The sequence below is a fragment of the Acidobacteriota bacterium genome (assembly GCA_029861955.1).
In the GTDB taxonomy this organism is placed as follows: domain Bacteria; phylum Acidobacteriota; class Polarisedimenticolia; order Polarisedimenticolales; family Polarisedimenticolaceae; genus JAOTYK01.
This window is the reverse complement of the sequence record JAOTYK010000022.1, coordinates 26,614-45,223: the sequence shown is the minus strand read 5'-3', so window position 1 is coordinate 45,223 and position 18,610 is coordinate 26,614. Positions and strand designations below refer to the sequence as shown.

Here is an 18,610-nt window from a genome sequence, read left to right as displayed (position 1 = left end):
GTGCCTAGTCCCTGGCTTCGACGCGATCTCGGAGGCGGCGTTCCAGTTCACGTAACTCGTTCTGGTGTGGCCAGCCCTCGTTAACTCGCGAGGCGGCCTGCTCAACATCCGCGATCGCCCCCGCGAGGTCGGCGGCTGCCTCACGGATGAGGGCCCGGAAGTACCACGGCGTGGGGTCTTCGGGGCGGATCTCGATCGCCTTATCCAGATCGCTTCGCGCCCCCACGTCGTCGCCCAGTTGGCGTCGCACGATCCCCCGCGCGACATACGGGTCGGCGTAGTTTCGACTACGCCGAATAGACTCGGAGAAGTCGGCTTCCGCGCCGGCGTCATCTTGCAGTTGCAGACGCATCGTTCCGCGGTTGAGATACAGCCTAGCGTCGCCGGGGCTGAGCTTCAACGCGATATCGATCTTCTCCAGGGCCGCCCCCGGCTCACCCAGCTCGAACAGCAGATAGCCGGCATTGGCCTGCATCTCACTGTTGTAGGGGTTCAATCGCAACGAATCGCGGGCGTGTTCGAGGGCCCGCTCACGATCACCAAGCTGCAGGAGGGTCTTGCTCATACTGTCGTGGATGCGCCAATCGTTGACGCGCCAGGTCTCGGCGTCGCCCTCCAGCGCCATTTCGAATTGCTCGACGGCCTCCTGGAGTTGCCCCGATCGCTGCAGCTCGTTGCCGCGAGCAAAGTAGCGGTAGTGGTCGACCGCGGGGACGGAGATGCTGACGAAGTTGTCGTAGGACGTGTTGACGAACTCGGGAAGATTGACGGCCCGATTTGCCGCGGTGCTGTTCTCGATCAAGATCGGCGGGCTGTCGTTGCCATCTTCATCGATGTGAGTCAGGTACATCTGCGTGTATGGCGATCGTGCCTTCGACGAGAACACCATCCAACGACTGTTCGGGGAAAAACTGTGCCACGAATTCATGCGAGACGTGTTGCAACGCATCTCGCGTGCCTGGCCACCCTCGAACGGAGCGATCCACAACCGACTGTCGGGACGCATCAGTTGGCCGTTCTTCGCCTTGACCCAGACGATCCACTTCCCATCCGGGGAGACCTTCGGAAAACTGTTACTCATCCCGTTCGCGCCGGCGCCGGCGATCGGTTTGGCGGTTCCGCCACGCCCGTCGTTGAACGGAATCCGATAGAGATCGTACTTGAGCTGCGTCTCGTTGGGATCGCCGGAGAAGGTCGCAAGCGGTTTGCTGTTGTCGTAGGGATCCATGGCGGGGGCTCGCGAGAATACGATGGTCTTTCCGTCGGGAGCCCAGACCGCATTGCAATGCACGTAGTCCTCGTCGTCGGCTCCCGGCAGCGCGCGCACCTCGCCGGTCTGTGTGTCGTAGACCGCCAGGATTCCACGAGTCGGGAAGAACACCTGTGAGAATCTAAAATCCGTGAAGTTTCTGACGAAGATCGCCTCGTTGAGGGTCGAGATGGAGTAGCGACCGTCCGGGCTGATCCGAGAGAGAAACCCCAGGCTGTTCAAACCCTCGGGCTTCCCGGGAAACGCGTTCCACGTCATCACCTGCGCGTCGTCGATGACGACCTCGGGTTCGACCTTCGCGATCGCGTAGGCCCCCTTGTCGCCCTCGGGTCCATCGACGTCCATCCCCATCGTCTGTCCGTCGGCGGAGAAGCTGTGACAGTTGGCGCAGGTCGGCATATCACGCAGCACGATGCGGCTGCTGTCCAGCGCGACGCTCCGCAGCCGCCAATCGATGAGGGGTATCGCTCCCTTGGCGAGCGGTTTGATGACGCCCTTCTCACCCTTGGAAGGCATCAGCGGGACATCACGGTAGAAGATCGGCGCACCGACGGGATCCGTCGAGGTCGTCAGGCCGACAGCCCCTCGGGAAACCGCATGTTCGGACGCTCCATCCCGGAAACCGGTGAGCGTGATCCGAGCCGGCGCTCCCGACGATCGATCCTGGATCGACTTCCAGTCACCTCTGTTTGGACGCCACGAGTGCGCGGACGCCTGATAGGCCGTCGGTTCGTAGACCTCGTTCGTTGGTCCGAGACAACGTGGATCGATTTCGCCACGTGGCGGTGGGTCGCCCGCAACGACCAACACGAAGGGTGCTCCTTCCGCAAACGAGACTTCCAGTTCCCAACGATCCGCATCGGTGGGGTCGTGCCAGAGGAAGGTTGGCGCAACGATGTCCGGCGGGAAGATGGACCCGTCGACCGGATAGTCGACCGTCACCTCGGGGAGGCGCTCCGCGTGGAGAGCGGTGACGGCCAACCCCATCGCGATGAGCAGGATGATGAGCGTTCGATTCATGACGTTGCTCCGCCGTCCGCCTGATCGGCGGCGGCCATGATCCGCACGAGGACTGTTGGAGGGATTCCCTGATCTGCGTCGCTTAGCAGCCGCGAGCGATCGGCCGACTCCTCGATGACCTCGATGAGCAGGCCGTGTGTACCGGCGGCCAGGGCGGCGCGACTCATCCCTTCGACCAGACGCCAGTCTCCGGTTGCATGCGATGGGTCGACAATCAGAGGCAGCGGCGTGGCCCGGCGTGCCGGCTCGAGCACGTTCAGATCAAGGACGCTCTGCGCGTGACTCCAGTTACACGCGGTCCGGATGCCTCGTTCGCAGAGCACGATGTTGAGATTTCCCTGGCAAGCGATGTACTCGGCGGCGCACAGCCACTCCTCGAGTGTTGCGCTCCACCCGCGCTTGAGAAGCACCGGAATCCCCGCTTTTCCGACCTCGACCAGCAGGGGGAAATTCTGCATCGAGCGCGAACCGATCTGCAGCATGTCGGCGCACTGGGCGACCTCTTCAACCCGTCGCGGATCGAGTACCTCCGTCACGATTCCCAGGCCGGTCTCCTGGCGCACTTCTTTGAGGATCTCGAGAGCTTCGGTTCCAAGCCCCTGAAACGAATGGGGGTTGGTCCGCGGCTTGAACGCCCCACCGCGTAGAAGCTGACCGCCGGCCGCGCGGACGGCGCGGGCGACGTTGAGGGCCTGCCGGCGTGACTCGATCGCGCAGGGTCCGGCGATAACGACGGGAGCCCCCGAACCGATCGTCGCCGCACCGACCTGAACGGGACGCGTTGTCGCGGGGTCCGCGTACTCGGGCTGGTTGCGACGAAGTACGCTAAGCTCAGGGAACTCGATCACTTCGGTCCGGGAATCATCGCGATGGCCTCGATCTCCACGAGAAGATCCGAGCGACAGAGTCGCGCCTGGATTCCCGTGCTTGCAGGCAACGGATTCAATCCCACCATCTTGAAGAATGTCCCGCGGATACAGTTGAACTCGTCGTAATCGCGTTCGATGTCCCGCAGGTAACAGGTCGTCCGAAAGATGTCATGCCAGCTGGCGTGTTCCGCTGCCAGCAGGTGCGTCAGGTTGCGATACGTGCGCCAACACTGCGCCGCGAAATCGCCCGGGTGCACCGAGAGACCGTTCTCATCGACGCTTGCCGTACCCGACAGGTACAGCATGCTTGCACCCGGAAGCTCGACTCGCATCCCCCGGGTGAACGTGGCAGGGGCGGCGTAGTCGTACGCCTCGTTAAGGACATCCGGAGCCGAGATGGCCCGTTTCTTCAGGGACCCGCGACCCGCAACCGGATGCAATCCTGCGGTCGTTTCCGGAGCATCCAGGCTAAGGGCCTCATACTCCTCCCGAGCTTCGGCACTCATGCGTCGCATGTGGGCTTCCGACATTGATTCTTCTCCCGATCGACCTATCGACTAGGTCTCGAACTTGCCCGTCTTCCGCCGCTGCGCATCCATGACCTTGATCTCCAGATCCCCTTCGATCACGATCGCGGGATCGGACTCGAACTGGAGCTTTCGGTCTCTGCCACGGTAGCGAACCGCGTTAAGAATGACCTTCATGGTCTCGACCCGCGCAAGATGCTTGTCGTCGGAGCGAATGACGTACCACGGTGTCTTTTTCGTGTGCGTCTTCTTGAGCAGGCGGTATTTCTTTACCGTGAACTCATCCCATAGCGCCTGTGCCTGGAGGTCCACCTCGCTCAGCTTCCACTGGCGCAGAGGGTCGTTCTTGCGTCGTTCGAAGCGACGCTCTTGCTCTTCTTTCGAAACGGAGAAATAGAGTTTGACGAGATACGTCTTTCGGTCACTCAGGATACTCTTCTCGTAGTCGACGACCTGATTCATGAACTCGCGATACTGGCGAGACGTGCAGAACCCCATGACCGGTTCGACCATCGCGCGGTTGTACCAGCTGCGATCGAAGAGCACGATCTCTCCGGCATGGGGGAAGCACTCGATGTAGCGCTTCATGTGCAACTCGGTTCGCTGGTACTCGTTAGGCTTACCGAGCGCGACCACGCGATAATGCTTCTCGTTCATGAATCGGGAGACACGCCGGATCGTGCCGCCCTTTCCCGACGCGTCTCGACCATCGAAGAGGATGATCATCTTCCGCCCTGTTCGTTCGAGATGCTGCTGAAGTTTGATCAGCTCGGCCTGATAGGGCACAAGATCGTCAGCTTCGAAGTGTTTGGTCAGGGCGGCGTCGATGAGCTTGCTCACATCCTTGCTGCGCATCTCCTCCTGGATCACGCGAACCCGTTTCTTGAGCTTCATCCGGCGCGTTCCTGCGCCCACTCGCTGAACGAGCGCACGAATGCGGGCCTTGGAGCCCTGGGTGGTCTTCCCTGGATCTGTCTTCGGTTTCGGTTCTGCGGACGGACTCACGGATTGGACTCCAGCTTAGTAGTAGTCGGGAACGAACGTCTGGTCGCTCATGGGGGGCCGCACGTACCCGCCCGAGCTCTCCCGGGGCGGCAACTCGATGGGTTCGGGCGAAAGGTCTTCATACGGAATCAGGCTGAGTAAGTGACGGATGCAATTCAGTCGAGCATGACGTTTGCTATCGGCCTCGACCACGTACCACGGCGACTGCTTGATGTCCGTGTGCGCGAACATGACGTCTTTTGCCCTGGAGTACTCGACCCATCGGGAATGAGACTCCAGATCCATCGGGCTGAGTTTCCAGCGCTTCGTCGGGTCAATGTTTCGAGCCTGGAATCTTCGTTCCTGCTCCTCGTCGCTGACGGAGAACCAGTACTTAATAAGGATCGTGCCCGATCGGATCAACATGCGTTCGAACTGGGGGCAGGAACGGAGGAACTCCTGGTACTCGTCTTCGGTGCAAAAGCCCATAACCTTCTCGACGCCGGCACGGTTGTACCAACTACGATCGAACAAGACCATTTCGCCGGCGGCAGGCAGTTGAGCCACATATCGCTGAAAGTACCACTGGCCCTTTTCGCGCTCGGTCGGCGTATGTAGCGCCACGACGTTGCAGATGCGTGGACTCAGCCTCTGCAGGATGCGCTTGATCACGCCGCCCTTGCCGGCGGCATCGCGACCCTCAAACAGGACGACGACCTTCAGCTTCCTTTGTTTGATCCACTCCTGAAGTTTGACCAGCTCGATCTGAAGCCGATAAAGCTCATCGTTGTAGGTTTTGCGCTTCAGCGTCGATTTCTCTTCCGTCGACGTCTCGGATTTGGTTTTCTTGGCCAACGCTCACTCCCCGGTCGAGTTTCGTAAGAAGGTCAGTGTCGCAATGATACTAGCCGCGGGGTCGTTTTGCTGTGGACGACGCCGGTCACCAATACCGGCGACGAGAGGCACCGTGACCGGGTACGCCTCGGCACACGTCCGAAAGTCGCAATTCCGGGGGCGAGGAACCCGTTTCTCGAGTGATCGCCCGACGAGGCGTGGGGCGGCTGCGGAGGCAGCTCAGGACTGGAGGCCGCCGCATAAGCTCCTTCTGTATAATCAACCGCAGAACGGGCACAGGGAGGAATCCAATGCGCTTTTTCACCGTTGCGGGCGGCCTGCTGTTGATCGTCTCTGCGCCGCTCCTTGCGCAGACATCGCTGCCACCGGCCGTCGAACCCTCTGCGTTCTGTCTGTCGCTGGCGAACGTCAGTACAAGACCTCCTCGGCTGGAGTCGATCTTTCGGCCGGAGATAAATCCGCTGCTGGCCGGCTATCGCACGACGTTGCACATCTTCAAACGGGACAGTCCGCGCTGCGAATTCTCGGGCGACGACACGATCTGGTTCCTGATGGATATCGAGAACGCCACCGACGAACATCGGATACTCAGCATCTTTAGTACGACGGCCCACGCCGACCTGTACGTCCTTCATCCGGGCACCGACGAGGTGCTCTATCGCTGGTTGATCCATCAGATCACCGACGACTTTCCGGATACGTTGTTCTTTGGACCCGGCGAGACCAAGTCGTTTTACACGTGGTGGGACCGTGTGGACGACGCCGGTCAACCCGTGCCGGCGGGACCCTACGATGTGATCGGTGTCACCGTCGGTGCGGGGCTCTACCCTCCCAACCTGGACACACCGCATCCGTTGGGGAGCACGAGGCGACGCGTTCTTCTGGATTAGAGATCGAATTCGAGGTCGACTACTTGGCTCGATGCGGTGCGATCTCGTGCAGCATCACGCCATTTTCCTCGGGGGTGTCGAACTCGCACCATTTCCCCTCGTGCTCTGCCGTCTTCTTCAAGCCCAGCAGGTCGCCGTAGAACTGCTTGGCCCGCTCCATGTCCTGGACGCGGTGACCGATAAATGCAACTTTCTTGATCATTGTCTTAATCCCTCCCAGTGACCCCAATAGTAGCCCCTGGAGACAGGTTTTTACATATGTAACGCTTGCTGATTCGCGCTCTTTACAAATGACGCGTATAACCATCCGACGCGGATCGAGTCCTGAGCATCGCGAGGGCGGTGTACCGCATCAGCAAGTCAAGTACGGGGAATACCGACGGCCGCTGGAGTGCGACCGTCCTGGAGGAAACGTGAAAGAAGTTCGCTGGATCGGTCTCGTGTTCGTCGTGGTTCTGCTGTTGGCGCCCGCTGCATGGGCGCAGTCCGAAAGCAAGGACGACGATTCCGAGGAAAACGAACCTCTGAGCGAATACGTCAAGGTCGCCGCTCCCGACCAGCCGACGTCCAATTCGGTCGCCACCAAACTACCGACCGAAGTACGTTGGATCCCTGCAAACGTGGGCACCGTGGGACCCGCTCTGATCGAGGAGCAATCTGCTTCCACGATCTCCGATGCCCTGCGCAACGTGTCCGGCCTGAACATCCAGGCCCAGAATGGTGTCCAGGACTTCTTCGTCGTCCGCGGCTTCGACTCGCTCAGCGGCAGCCTGATCTTGACCGATGGCGTCGGCGAGCCCGAGGCGACGGTCTACCCGCTCTACAACGTCGAGGCGGTCGAGGTCCTGAAGGGGCCGGGCGGGTTCCTCTACGGCAAAGATCCGTTATCGGGCGCCGTCAATATCGTTCGCAAGCAACCCCTCCCTGTCGATCTACTCGGCGCACAGGTTCGCGCGGGCAGCTTCGGCATGGACGAGATCAGTGTGGATTGGAACGAGTCGGTGAACGATGACCATGCGTTCCGACTGAACGCATTTCGGACGACCACCGACAACTACCGAAGTATTCCGGAGAGCGAGCACTACGGATTCAACCCCGGCTACCGCTGGACGATCAATGGCCACAGCGCGTTGAACGTAAACCTTGAAATTGTCAGCGCCGAGTTTGCACCGGACGCCGGAATCCCGCTTTACAACGGCGATGTCGCGCCGGTGGACCCGCGAACGTCCTACGCAAGCCCATTCGACCACTCGGAGCAGGATGTCCTCCGCCTCCAGGTCGACTACGAAAACCAGATCTCGGATAGCGTCACGCTGCGCAACAAGTTCTACGTCCGCACGCTGGACTGGCAGAGCGCCGGGACCCTTATCAACGGGGCCTTCGATGTACCGCTTGGCGGTGGCGCCTCGATCGCGCTTGTCTCCCGCGCCCTGACGACGCTGGACAGCGAGCAGCAGTTCGTCGGCAACCAGTTCGAGGCGGTGATGCAGTTCGAGACGGGACCCGTCACCCATAACCTGCTGACCGGACTCGAGGTCGCACAGCAGACCGACGAGTCGAGCCTCAGCTTCGGCATGCTTCCGGAGATCGGAGTCTTTGACCCGGTCGAGTCCGCGACGATGACTCCGATGCTGTTCCCGTTCTTTGCGGCCGACGCGGAAACGCAGATCGTCGCGCCTTACGTGGTCGATCAGATCCAGTTCGGCCAGCGCTGCCAGGTTCTGATTGGTGGCCGTTATGACAACATCGACTATGAGGATCCTCTCAGCGCGACCGATCGCGATGACAGCAAATTCAGCCCGATGTTCGGCTTCGTCTATTCCCCGCAGCCGTCGTTGAGTGTTTACGCCAACAACGGTCGGTCCTTCGCGCCTCCCGGCAGTCGTGTCGTCGGCGAGCGGGAGCCGGAGCGCAGCATCCAGACGGAAATCGGCGTCAAGAAGACCTTCGCCGACGGTCGCGTGCAGGCGACCTGGGCCTACTACGATATCGAGCGCGAGAACATCGCCATCCCGGACAGCACCGGCGTCCTGCAGACGACGGGAGATCAGAAATCGTCCGGTTTCGAGTTCGAGATCGCGGCGATCAGCAAGCGCGGCGTTCGGACCGTGTTCTCCTACGCCAACAACGATTCGGAACTGACCGAATTCTCGGAGCGGATTCAGACCGGTCCAAACCCCGCGACGGATTTCATCGTGGTCGATCGGTCGGGCAACCGCCCGTCGTTCACCCCGCGACACCTGCTGAACCTCTGGTCCAGCAAGCAGTTCGAGGGTGGCTTCGGCCTGGGTGCCGGCGCCCGCCTGATCGATGACCAGTTCATCTCCGAGGACAACAGCTACACGATCGACCAGGCAATCATCTGGGACGCGAAGTTCTGGTACGAGTTCGACAAGTTCGACGTCCAACTCGGTATAGAGAACATCGGCCAGGAACAGTACGCCGTCCGCGGATTCGGCAACGTCGCGGTGATTCCCGCCGATGGCCGCTCGGCCTACATCGGCGTCGGCATCAAGATGTAGAAAAAGGGGACAGATTTATTTTTCTGATCGTGGATCAGAAAAATAAATCTGTCCCCTTTTTGTTGACTACAGGGTGCGGAGTGCGTGGCAGAGAGTTCGATGGCCGCGGAGTAGGCGATCGACGCCGCGCTCGGACGGTCCGCCCTTCTCACGAAGGATCCTCTGCATCCGCTGCTTCTCTCTCGGACTCCAATCCGGAAGGCCCGGCAGCATCGCGAGGATCGGCGCCAACATCGCCCAGGCGTGTTGGGCATCGGGTTGGAGCTTGTAGACGCCCCGGAGTCCCAGCTCGCGTGCGACTTTCGGAATGCACTCCTGTAACGCACGTTGCCGATCGCCGTCGAAGGACTCGGAGATGAAACGGCTGTGGCTCACGCCGATCGCACCGAGATCCAGCGGCCGGCACTCACCGTCTGACAGATCGAGATACGCCGACGTGTGGGAGAGACGACGTAGCATCGCGGGGCTCGAGCGTTCGCGCGGCTTGCGCGCCAGACGCCGCTCCTCCTCCTGGGCGAGTTCTTCGACCTTGGGATTCGTCGGACGGAACCCGAGCTTGCGGTAGAACCAGAACGCTCCCGTGCGAATCGCTGCCGGGTTCTCCTCGCCCATCCCGTAGGGCGTGAGGAAGAAGTACCGCGCCCCGAGTAACTGGTACAGCGTTCGGATGAATTGCGGGTAGAGGTAGCGGATCTCGGCACCTCGGAACTCGGGGAACAGATTGATACCGACCTCGCAGCAACCGAGACTGACGGTCCCCGGCCCGTACGCGATCGGGACCCCGTTCTTGAATACCAGCATGCAATAGTGACACTCGAGCGGATCACGGTAGGCGGGCAGGACGCCGATCAACGCGATCCGGAGACCGCGACCGCAATCGACCACGGTGACGTCGTTCGCGTTGCCGTTGCTCAACGTGCGAATTTCCAGATTGCGGGAGCAAAGCGCTGTCAGGCCGAGACCGATGACCTCTTCCCCCAGCTTCGCCGAGGCCCGTGTCGTCGAGGAGAACTCCCGTCGCGCGATGGGTGCGATCGCGTGCCGGGCCCGGTCGAGGGGTCGTGTCTGGTAGCGGACCCGATTGACCCGCGAGATGTTCTCGCTCCTCGCCGTACCGACCGAGGCAAGTTCGAATCGGATGGGGACCGCGCAACCCTCGAAGATCAGGTTGCGTGTCGCCTCCCCGAGCCTGGCGTTCCTGAACAGGAAAAGCAGGAACTCGAGGTCGGTCCTGTGCTGGGTCGGGCGGCAGGCGGCGAACCACTCCTGGAGTTGCAGACCGATGTCGTCGAGGCCCTGGCACTCGGCGGACGTGACGCACAGGCCGAGGGCGTTGACCAGCGGGTCCTGACTCTCGAGTTCGTCCCAGTCGATCTCGAGACAGCCCGGGTATCGAAGCTGGAGACGCTCGAGGGCCGGGAACGAGAACTCGTCGCGAACGACGGCGCCAGGAAAACCACGGTTCTCGAGCTGCGAAGATTCGACATCGATTCCCGATGCGGCATGCAACTCGCGAAGTCGGTCGGCCGCGGCCTCGACGGCGCGTAAAACACGTGGGCTGTCGGGGTAGGCACGCAGAAAACAGATCGCGTCGTGAAGTTCCAGGAGATCGCGCGCCGTCAGCCGCGGTGCGCTCTCGATCTGAGCGAGCAGTCGGAGTTTCTCCGCAGCTTCCGTCGGGCCGAAGCTTGGCGCGATTCGAACGAGTTTGTCGATGCTGGCGTGTCGCGGCATCGGAGCATTATACGCGGCCGGGACAGGTCCTTTCCGGGACGCAGCGGAGCGGAATGGACCCTTTAGCACCCATCTCACATGATCGGGGGATAACATCCCAACCGGTTTCCCGTAGTTTTCGTTCAATGAAGAAAGCTGCCGCGATTTCCTCTGTCCTGCTGGCTGTTCTCCTCGCTCCGGTAGTCGTCGCGCAATCAAGCGCGAGCTACCGGATGGATGAGCACGTCTTCAACGCCGGTGGCACGCCGACGAGCGGCAGCTCGGTGAACTCGACCAGTTACGAGCTGAGCCTGGTGTCGATCGGCGAAGGCCTGGCGGGCCCGCTAGATCTGTCCAGCGCGTCGTACTCGACCAGCCTCGGCTTTCCCTCCGCCTACCCCGCGCCGGGCGAGGTTGACCGCCTGACGTTCACAGACGAGCAGACGCTGGCCTGGATCGCCGAACACGCCGCGGGTCGCTATAACCTGTACCGCAACACGATCGCTTCGCTCCCGGGCCTCGTCTACGGCGATTGCGAGCAACAAGCCATAGCGTCCAACACGACGTCCGACACCGACACGCCGGCCTCGGGGTCTGCGTTCTTCTATCTGGTCACCGTCGAGAACCGGCTTCACGAAGAAGGCATCAAGGGCTACGACGGCGCGGGCACAACCCGCATGGGAGGATTCTGTCCATGATGCACCTGAGACTAACCGCCGCAATCACCCTCGTCCTACTGGCGGGCATCGCCGAGGCCGCCACCCCACCCGACGCCGTCAACTACCAGGCGGTCCTCCGTGACGCCTCCGGAAACCCGCTCGATGGCAACTTCGACATGACGTTTCGTCTATTCGACTCCGAGGGCGGCGGCAACGAGATCCTCGTCGACGAACATCTGACCTCGGGCAACATCCCCGTGGCCGTAACAGACGGCCTGGTGAGCGTCGCAATCGGATCCGGGGATGTGTTCGACGGCAGTGGCGTCCTTCCGGGCGATCCCTACACGTCGCTCCGAGCTGTCTTTCGAGATTTCTCCGACGTATGGGTCGAGATCCAGATCGGACTCGAGGTGCTCAGCCCCCGAATCAACATCGTTTCCGCGGGCCACGCATTGAATGCTAACAGCGCCGAGCTCCTCGACGATCTCGACTCATCGCAGTTCATGCGCTCGGATACGAGTGCCGTAAACCAGAATAGTGTCAGCGCGTTTTCGCTGGTGTCACAGACCGACCTGTACGTCGGCCAGAGTACGGCCGGCACGATCTACTTCAAGAATGACGGCATCCCGACGGATGCGGCGATCGCCTGGCACGGCGGGAACGATCGCTTTGAAGTGAACCAGAGCATGAGAGTTGAAGGAGCCGTAACTGCGACAGGCACCCTGTTCGTCGAGCAAGGATCGGTCGTCGCCGAGCAGGGTATGTTCATCAACCCCGACGGCCCGGACTCGAGCCGGCACATTTACTTCTGGGAAGACGGAATCCCCACCGGCGAAAGCTTCTACTGGAGCGACGTCGGCGACGCGTTCTATGTCACCGACGGGTTCTTCGCCACCGGCGAACTTCGCACGCTTTCGTCACAGATCGTGATCAATGACGATGGACCGAACTCAAATCAGGACATCGAGTTCTACAACAACGGCACACAGACCGAGCGTTTCCAGTGGGACAACGTGGCGCAGCGCTTCGAGGTATCCGACGATTTCTACACTTTCGGGGCGCTCGGTGCCGACATCAAGAACTTCGTCCAGAACCACCCTCACCGCGAGGACCTGGAGATCGTCTACACCTCGATCGAGGGGAACGAGGTCACCACATTCACCCGCGGTTCGGGACGGCTTATCGGTGGCGAGGCGCGGATCCAGTTGGAAGAGAGCTTCCGCTACGTGACCAACCCGGACATCGGACTCTCGGCACATCTGACACCGCGTGAAGCCGCGTCGATCTTGTTCGTCGAGTCCGTCGGCACCGACGAGCTGGTCGTCCGCTCGGCAGACGGCTCCGACGTCGCATTCGATTTCATCGTCTACGGCCTAAGAGTCGGCTACGAGGACCACCCCGTCTATCGCACCAAACGCGCCGAGGCGTTCGCTCCTCCGCTCGATCACTTCGAGGCGGACCTGTCCGCCTCCCCCGAGCTCCGCTCGCATACCGCATTGCACCGTTACCGTGAGATGAATCGCGACGCCTTCGGCAAGAGCGCCACCCCGATGCCGGCGGCGCTAGAACTACGGGAGGCGATCGGGATGCGCGAGTTGAATCTGGACTACCCGCGAGGGTCCGCTGTTTCGGTGCGGGAGATGAACCGGCTTGCACCCGACTCTGAGCGCGAGCGTGATGATGTCGGGATCACATCGCGCGGGGAAGCAGGTCCGTTGCCTGGTCGGCACGCGTCGTCGGAACCGGCCGCGGCGCTCAGCGGGATTTCCCGCGACGAAGGCACCGCCGCCATCTCTGAACCCACCCGTTCAGACGTGCCGGTCGAGTCCCGCCGCTCCGACGGGGCGATCACCGATCTCAGGATCGCCGTCGATCGGGCGGTTGACCCTGGCGACGTCATCGTGATCGATCCGTTGGGTGCGGGGGGCGCGACGCGAGCCCGAGAGACCGGCGACACGGCGGTCTTCGGTGTGGTCATCGCCGGCAACGACGAGACCGACGACGACCCCGCGCTTGAGGCTTCCGTCGCGGTCAGTGGCATCGTGCTGTGCAAGGTCGACGCAGCCTGGGGCGTCATTCGCCCCGGCGATCTGCTGACGACGTCCCCCACACCCGGACACGCCATGCGAGCGGAGAACCCCGTCGTCGGAAGCGTGCTGGGTAAGGCCCTGGAGCCGTTGGACATCGGGACGGGACTTATCAACGTACTCGTGACGCTGCGATAAACCTGTCCCCTTTTCTACAACGGCCAGAATAGTGGCAGCACGATCAGGACGACCGCCATGACGAGTAGCGTCAGCGGCACGCCCAGCTTCACGTAGTCTACGAAGCGGTAGCCACCCGGTCCCATCACCAACACATTTGCGGGATGGGAGACGGGGCTTGTGAAACTCGCCGAGGCCGCCATCGCGATCGCCATCATCACCGCGTAGGGGGAGAGTCCCGTGGACTCGCATGTCGTCAACGCGATCGGCGCCATCAAGACGACGAGCGCCGCCGTCGGGATGATCGAGGTCGCCGCCGCAGTCACCAGGTAGAGCGCCGCGACGACGGCCCACGGACCCATCGGCCCGACGGCGTTGACCACCCCCTCGGCGACAAGCGATGCGGCGCCGGTCTCCTGTAACGCGGTGCCGAGTGGCAGCATCCCGGCGATGAGAAAGACGGCGCGCCACTCGATTGCGCGGTAGGCCTCGTCCATGGCGATGCATCCGACCAGGATCATCACCGCCGCACCGGCGACCGCCGAGATCGCGATCGGAACCCAGCCGAAGATCGCAGGCGTTACCACCGCGGCCATGATCAAGACGGCGACCGGTGCCTTCCGTCTCTCCGCTGCGGGAGCGATCTCGCCGGTCATCACCAGGAAGTCCGGGTCCCGCGCCAGGAGTCGCAGCTTCTCGCGTGGACCCAGTAACAGGAGCGCGTCTCCGAATTGAAGTTCGAGATCCTGAAGTCCGGAACGGCGAATCTCGCCCCTGCGCAGGACCGCGAGGATCCGCAACCCGTAGCGTGCCCGAAACTGCAACTCGGCCGGAGACTTGCTCGCCAGGCTCGTACGCGGCGAAAGGACCACTTCGGTCAGCCCGCTGTCCTCCGATTCCAACGCTTGAAGTTGTGTCGGCGTCTCGCTTTCGATCCGCAGCCCCTGCAATCCTCGAAAGATCTCGAGATCTTCGCGCGTGCCCCTCACAAACAGCACATCCCCGGCCTCGAGACGCTCGTCGGTCCCTGGAAGCAGGTGGGTCGCCTCTCCCCTCCGCAGACCCAGCACACCGACACCGAGTGCGCTGCCGATGCGGCTCTCGACAATCCCGCGTCCCACGAGCGACGAGTCGGCCGGAATGCTGGCGGAGAAAATCCGCGACTGCAGGTCGTAGGATTCAGCGAGTACCTCGTCCGTGACCTCGGGCATCGCCTCGAAGTCCGAGGACTCGGTAAGTCTGCGGACAGCATCGCGATGGCCCTGGATCAGCAACCGGTCTCCGACCTGCAAGGGGCTCGACGTCAGATCGCGGTGCGTCAGGGACGTATCGCGGCGTATCGCCAACACGATGGCACCGAAGCGAACACGGAAGTCGATCTGTTGGAGCGTCTGCCCGACGACGTCGGCACCCGGCGCCACCTGCAACTCGGAGAGGCTGACGTCCGCCGAAACGACGGAGTCCACACTTGCGTCGTCTTCCGAAACAACGATCCGACGCCAACTCCGCAGCTCTTCGAAGCGGTCGAGTAGCCCCTCGACGAGAAGACCGTCCCGCTCACGAAGGACCGTGGCGGGACCCGGGGCCGGCAACAGCTTGCCACTGCGCTGAATGGCGTAGACGTTCAGTTGCGTGGCCGATCCGAATCGGCTGTCACCCAACGTCCGCCCGTCCAGCGGCGATCCGACCGGCAGACGCACGACGGCGGCGCGTTCGTCGAGGCGATACTCCCGCGCCAGATCGGACGCTCCACCGGAGGAGGCCTCGAGGCCGGGATCGCGTTTCGGCAGCAGGAAGCGGCCGACCAGAGCAACCGCCGCCACACCGACCACCATGACCACGCCACCCACGGGCGTGTAGTCGAACATCGAAAACGGTTTCAGTCCATGTTCCCGCAGCGCCTCGCTGACAAGCAGGTTCGGTGGCGTTCCGATCAGCGTCGTGAGACCACCCAGCAACGAACCGAACGCCAGCGGCATCAAGAGTCTAGACGGCGACGTATTCGTTTGACGCCCGACGGTGATGACGACCGGCAGCATGAGCGCCGCAACGCCGATGTTGTTCATGAACGCCGACAGCACACCCGAGGTCAGCATGATGACGACGATCATGCGTACCTCGCCTCGCCCGACCCAGCGCAGGATCGTGCTTCCCAGGACCTCGGCGACCCCGGTACGGGTCAGCCCGGCGCTAAGGATGAACATCGCCCAGATCGTGATCACGGCCGGGTTGGAGAACCCGGCCAGCGAATCCGTCGGCGTGACCAGGCCGGTGAGTGCCAGCGTTGCCAGTACCAGAAGGGCGACGAGGTCCATGCGGATGACCTCGGTGATGAGGAGAATCAACGCCGCAGCGAGGATTCCCAGCACCAGTCCGATTTCAACCGTCAAACTCTATCCCTTGGCCATGAACTGTTTCATGAAGTGGCAAACGGCCTCCGCACCGGCCAGCGGCATCGCATTGTAGAGCGAAACACGGATGCCGCCGACGCTACGATGACCCTTGAGACCGCCTAAACCCTCGGCCTTGGCCTCGGCGATGAAGCGCTTCTCCATCGCCTCGTCGGGAAGACGCAGGGTGAGGTTCATCCACGAGCGACTGTCTTTCTCGGCGGTGCCACGAAAGAACTCCGGATGCTCGTCGATCATGCCGTAGACCAGGTCCTTCTTCTGCTGATTCACCCGCTCCACCGCCTTCAGTCCGCCCTGATCCTTGATCCATTGCAGCACCAGGTTGACGACGTAGATCGGAAACGACGGCGGCGTGTTGTAGAGCGACTTCTTGCCGGCCGGGGTCTTGTAGTTCAGCACGGTCGGTAGCTCGTCGTTCGATTTCTGCAGCAGCTCGTCACGCATCGCGACCAGCGTCACACCGGCCGGACCCAGGTTCTTCTGCGCCCCGGCGTAGAGCATGGAGTAGGCCGAGTAGTCCCGACGCATCGAGCCGATGTCCGACGACATATCGGCGATCAGCGGCACCTTGACATTCGGGGTGTGGTGGAACTGCGTGCCCTTGATCGTGTTGTTGGTCGTGATGTGCAGGTACTCCGCGCCTTCGGGGACGTCCAGTTCGTCGTCGGTCGGAATATGGGCGTAGTCCCCTCCCTTGCCGGCGAACGCGACGTGGGTCTCGCCGATGCCCTGACACTCCTTGATCGCCTTGGAAGACCAGGTCCCGGTATCGACGTACGAGCCGACGCCACCCTGCTTGAGAAAATTCATCGGGATCATCGCGAACTGCTGCGAGGCGCCACCGGTCAGGAACAGGATGTGGAAATCGTCCGGCAGACCCAACACCTCACGGGTCAGCGCGATGGCGCTCTCGTTGACCGCATCGTACTCGGGAGAGCGGTGAGAGCTCTCCATGATCGACATGCCGGTTCCCCGGTAATCGAGAAGCTCGGCCTGGACCTGTTCGAGGACCGAAAGTGGAAGGGTGGACGGGCCGGCGCTGAAATTGAAGACTCTGTGTGCCATGGGGTACTCCTGATGCGAGAATCATAGCAACCTGGACCCTGTTCTCAAGGGTCCTTCCGGAGAGAAATAGGTGTTGGGAATCGTCCTTGAGAATCAGGTGGATCGGGGGGACTTGGCGCTGGGCGCGGTGTGGGTCTCGGGGGCATCGGTCACGACACCGGCGACCCTGACCGCGGCGCTGGACGAGGTCATTCGGCAGCGTCAGGCGGAACTCCCACCGGCGCTGGAGACGCGCCGCAAGGAGTGCCGTGACATCCTGCGCAACGGCAAGTACAAACCGACGGGCCGCGGCAAACCGGCCAACGAGTACCTACTGCGTGCCGCCCGCGACGGCACGTTCCCCCGCATCAATGGACCGGTCGACGCCAACAACCTGGTGAGTCTGAAGACGCTGATGCCGATCTCGCTGTGGGACGTCGGCCGCGCAGAGGATCGGACGTTCGTCTTTCGTCTGGGCGAGCCGGAGCAGAAGTACGTCTTCAACGCGGCAGGCCACGAGATGGATCTGCAGGACCTCGTTTGCGGCGGACCGTTGATCGACGGCGTCTGGTCCCCACGGGTAAACCCCGTCAAGGACAGCATGGCGACGAAGACCCACGACGACACGACCGAGGTCGCCGCGGTGATCTACGCCCCCGCGTCGGCGCACGAAGACGGCACCCTCGATGCCGCCTGCCGTGATCTTATGCATTGGCTTACCGAGTGCGCCCCGGCAGCGGTGGATTCCGCCTACGCAATCCTACGCACCGGAGATCGGAAGTTGCTGGAAAAGGGGACAGATTTATTTTCTGATCCGTGATCAGAAAATAAATCTGTCCCCTTTTGTTACTCGACCTGGATCCGACGGATCCGCGTCGGACCGAGTTTCATCCCACCGCTCGTGTCGTCTGCGACGTCGTTGACGTAGAACGTCTTGCCGTCGGGGCTGGCGTCGATGTCGTTGGGAAAACAGAAACTAGCCGCTTCCGCGGTGCCGTCGTCGCCGCTCTTGGTGCCGGAGCCGGCAAAGACGGCGAACTCACCTTTCATCGTCATCCGGTAGACGCGATGCCCACCGCGGTCGACCACGTACAACGCGTCCTTCGCGTAGACCAGGTGACCGTTGTTGCCACCCGGCAGCGTCGCCAGTACCGAAACCTCACCGTCGGCGGTGATCTTCCAGACTCGGGTGCCGGGCTTCTCCGAACCCCCAAGCCGCGGACCGAAGTCCGAGGTGAATACGTTGCCGGCGGCGTCGATCTCGATCCCGCCGCTGCCGGCGTCGACCTCGGCGATCGTCTGGACATGGACCCCGGCGAGTGCGGCGTTCATGGTCAGCAGAAACAACGCGACGCGTGTCAGATGGCGCATGGGGTCCCTCCTGGTGTCCCGGTGGGTACGGCGGATCAGGTGTGGGGTTTCCGGTGGGATCGGCGTCGGCGGGAGGCGGCCTGGATCAGGAATCCTGATCGAGGACGTGGAGCACGAAATCCATCGATTTCGACTATTTTCCCCTGTCGAGGCTCCAATTGCCTCCGCGCGGGTTCACCCCTTTAAAAGTTTCGCTGGCGCGCCGAGACCATTCACGGTATGAAATCCATGCAAGATATGACAGCGCTGTCATACGGTGCCCCGCGACCAC

Annotated in this window: 15 protein-coding genes; 5 read left to right on the top strand and 10 right to left on the bottom strand. The window is 62.1% G+C overall.

What is annotated here, in order from left to right; translation table 11 throughout:
• Window positions 1–4: 4 nt before the first annotated feature.
• From OES25_11920 to ppk2, 5 genes are read right to left on the bottom strand one after another with little or no spacing between them, the layout of a single operon-like run.
• The gene (locus OES25_11920; protein MDH3628341.1) at window positions 5–2,290 is read right to left on the bottom strand and encodes a tetratricopeptide repeat protein; all 2,286 of its coding nucleotides are present in this window, start codon (window positions 2,288–2,290) and stop codon (window positions 5–7) included.
• On the bottom strand, window positions 2,287–3,138 hold the full coding sequence (gene aroF / locus OES25_11915; GenBank protein MDH3628340.1) for a 3-deoxy-7-phosphoheptulonate synthase: 852 nt from the start codon (window positions 3,136–3,138) through the stop codon (window positions 2,287–2,289). The genes OES25_11920 and aroF overlap by 4 nt, the downstream gene beginning before the upstream one ends.
• Window positions 3,135–3,689 carry a Rid family hydrolase gene (locus OES25_11910; protein ID MDH3628339.1) on the bottom strand — a complete coding sequence of 185 codons (555 nt, stop codon included), beginning with the start codon at window positions 3,687–3,689 and terminating at the stop codon, window positions 3,135–3,137. The genes aroF and OES25_11910 overlap by 4 nt, the downstream gene beginning before the upstream one ends.
• A gap of 27 nt (window positions 3,690–3,716) precedes the next feature.
• On the bottom strand, window positions 3,717–4,691 hold the full coding sequence (locus tag OES25_11905) for a polyphosphate kinase 2 (GenBank protein MDH3628338.1): 975 nt from the start codon (window positions 4,689–4,691) through the stop codon (window positions 3,717–3,719).
• Between the two features lie 15 nt (window positions 4,692–4,706).
• Window positions 4,707–5,477, bottom strand: a complete 771-nt coding sequence (ppk2, locus tag OES25_11900; GenBank protein ID MDH3628337.1) for a polyphosphate kinase 2 — start codon at window positions 5,475–5,477, stop codon at window positions 4,707–4,709.
• 338 nt (window positions 5,478–5,815) lie between these two features.
• On the opposite strand from ppk2, the gene OES25_11895 reads away from it, so the two are divergent.
• A complete protein-coding gene (locus OES25_11895) occupies window positions 5,816–6,415 on the top strand; it encodes a hypothetical protein (protein MDH3628336.1) in 600 nt (199 codons plus the stop codon).
• A gap of 19 nt (window positions 6,416–6,434) precedes the next feature.
• On the opposite strand, the gene OES25_11890 is transcribed toward OES25_11895, so the two are convergent.
• Window positions 6,435–6,617, bottom strand: a complete 183-nt coding sequence (locus OES25_11890) for a hypothetical protein (protein ID MDH3628335.1) — start codon at window positions 6,615–6,617, stop codon at window positions 6,435–6,437.
• A 211-nt stretch (window positions 6,618–6,828) separates the two neighbouring features.
• Between OES25_11890 and OES25_11885 the strand changes: the two genes are divergently transcribed.
• The gene (locus OES25_11885; GenBank protein ID MDH3628334.1) at window positions 6,829–8,937 is read left to right on the top strand and encodes a TonB-dependent siderophore receptor; all 2,109 of its coding nucleotides are present in this window, start codon (window positions 6,829–6,831) and stop codon (window positions 8,935–8,937) included.
• 66 nt (window positions 8,938–9,003) lie between these two features.
• Here the strand turns inward: OES25_11885 and OES25_11880 are convergent, their stop codons facing one another.
• Entirely contained in the window at window positions 9,004–10,671 is a 1,668-nt protein-coding gene (locus tag OES25_11880) for a hypothetical protein (GenBank protein MDH3628333.1), read from the bottom strand.
• Between the two features lie 125 nt (window positions 10,672–10,796).
• Here OES25_11880 and OES25_11875 point away from each other — a divergent pair, with 125 nt between their 5' ends.
• Together OES25_11875 and OES25_11870 are read left to right on the top strand one after the other, a co-directional pair.
• The gene (locus OES25_11875; GenBank protein MDH3628332.1) at window positions 10,797–11,348 is read left to right on the top strand and encodes a hypothetical protein; all 552 of its coding nucleotides are present in this window, start codon (window positions 10,797–10,799) and stop codon (window positions 11,346–11,348) included.
• On the top strand, window positions 11,345–13,534 hold the full coding sequence (locus OES25_11870; GenBank protein ID MDH3628331.1) for a hypothetical protein: 2,190 nt from the start codon (window positions 11,345–11,347) through the stop codon (window positions 13,532–13,534). The genes OES25_11875 and OES25_11870 overlap by 4 nt, the downstream gene beginning before the upstream one ends.
• Window positions 13,535–13,548: 14 nt before the next feature.
• Here the strand turns inward: OES25_11870 and OES25_11865 are convergent, their stop codons facing one another.
• Both OES25_11865 and serC read right to left on the bottom strand, forming a co-directional pair.
• Window positions 13,549–15,903, bottom strand: coding sequence for an SLC13 family permease (locus tag OES25_11865; protein ID MDH3628330.1), 2,355 nt, complete (start codon window positions 15,901–15,903; stop codon window positions 13,549–13,551).
• 3 nt (window positions 15,904–15,906) lie between these two features.
• Entirely contained in the window at window positions 15,907–16,989 is a 1,083-nt protein-coding gene (gene serC / locus OES25_11860; GenBank protein MDH3628329.1) for a 3-phosphoserine/phosphohydroxythreonine transaminase, read from the bottom strand.
• 70 nt (window positions 16,990–17,059) lie between these two features.
• On the opposite strand from serC, the gene OES25_11855 reads away from it, so the two are divergent.
• Window positions 17,060–17,788 (top strand): hypothetical protein, encoded by a 729-nt coding sequence (locus tag OES25_11855; protein MDH3628328.1) that lies wholly within the window; start codon window positions 17,060–17,062, stop codon window positions 17,786–17,788.
• A 26-nt stretch (window positions 17,789–17,814) separates the two neighbouring features.
• On the opposite strand, the gene OES25_11850 is transcribed toward OES25_11855, so the two are convergent.
• The gene (locus OES25_11850; GenBank protein ID MDH3628327.1) at window positions 17,815–18,339 is read right to left on the bottom strand and encodes a hypothetical protein; all 525 of its coding nucleotides are present in this window, start codon (window positions 18,337–18,339) and stop codon (window positions 17,815–17,817) included.
• Window positions 18,340–18,610: the final 271 nt, after the last annotated feature.

What these genes read in the sequence shown, in the direction of transcription:
- OES25_11875 (MDH3628332.1), top strand. Translation starts at nt 10,797, where the DNA reads ATGAAGAAAGCTGCCGCGATTTCCTCTGTCCTGCTGGCTGTTCTCCTC.
- OES25_11880 (MDH3628333.1), bottom strand. Translation starts at nt 10,671, where the DNA reads ATGCCGCGACACGCCAGCATCGACAAACTCGTTCGAATCGCGCCAAGC.
- OES25_11870 (MDH3628331.1), top strand. Translation starts at nt 11,345, where the DNA reads ATGATGCACCTGAGACTAACCGCCGCAATCACCCTCGTCCTACTGGCG.
- OES25_11910 (MDH3628339.1), bottom strand. Translation starts at nt 3,689, where the DNA reads ATGTCGGAAGCCCACATGCGACGCATGAGTGCCGAAGCTCGGGAGGAG.
- OES25_11890 (MDH3628335.1), bottom strand. Translation starts at nt 6,617, where the DNA reads ATGATCAAGAAAGTTGCATTTATCGGTCACCGCGTCCAGGACATGGAG.
- OES25_11895 (MDH3628336.1), top strand. Translation starts at nt 5,816, where the DNA reads ATGCGCTTTTTCACCGTTGCGGGCGGCCTGCTGTTGATCGTCTCTGCG.
- OES25_11850 (MDH3628327.1), bottom strand. Translation starts at nt 18,339, where the DNA reads ATGCGCCATCTGACACGCGTCGCGTTGTTTCTGCTGACCATGAACGCC.
- OES25_11920 (MDH3628341.1), bottom strand. Translation starts at nt 2,290, where the DNA reads ATGAATCGAACGCTCATCATCCTGCTCATCGCGATGGGGTTGGCCGTC.
- serC (MDH3628329.1), bottom strand. Translation starts at nt 16,989, where the DNA reads ATGGCACACAGAGTCTTCAATTTCAGCGCCGGCCCGTCCACCCTTCCA.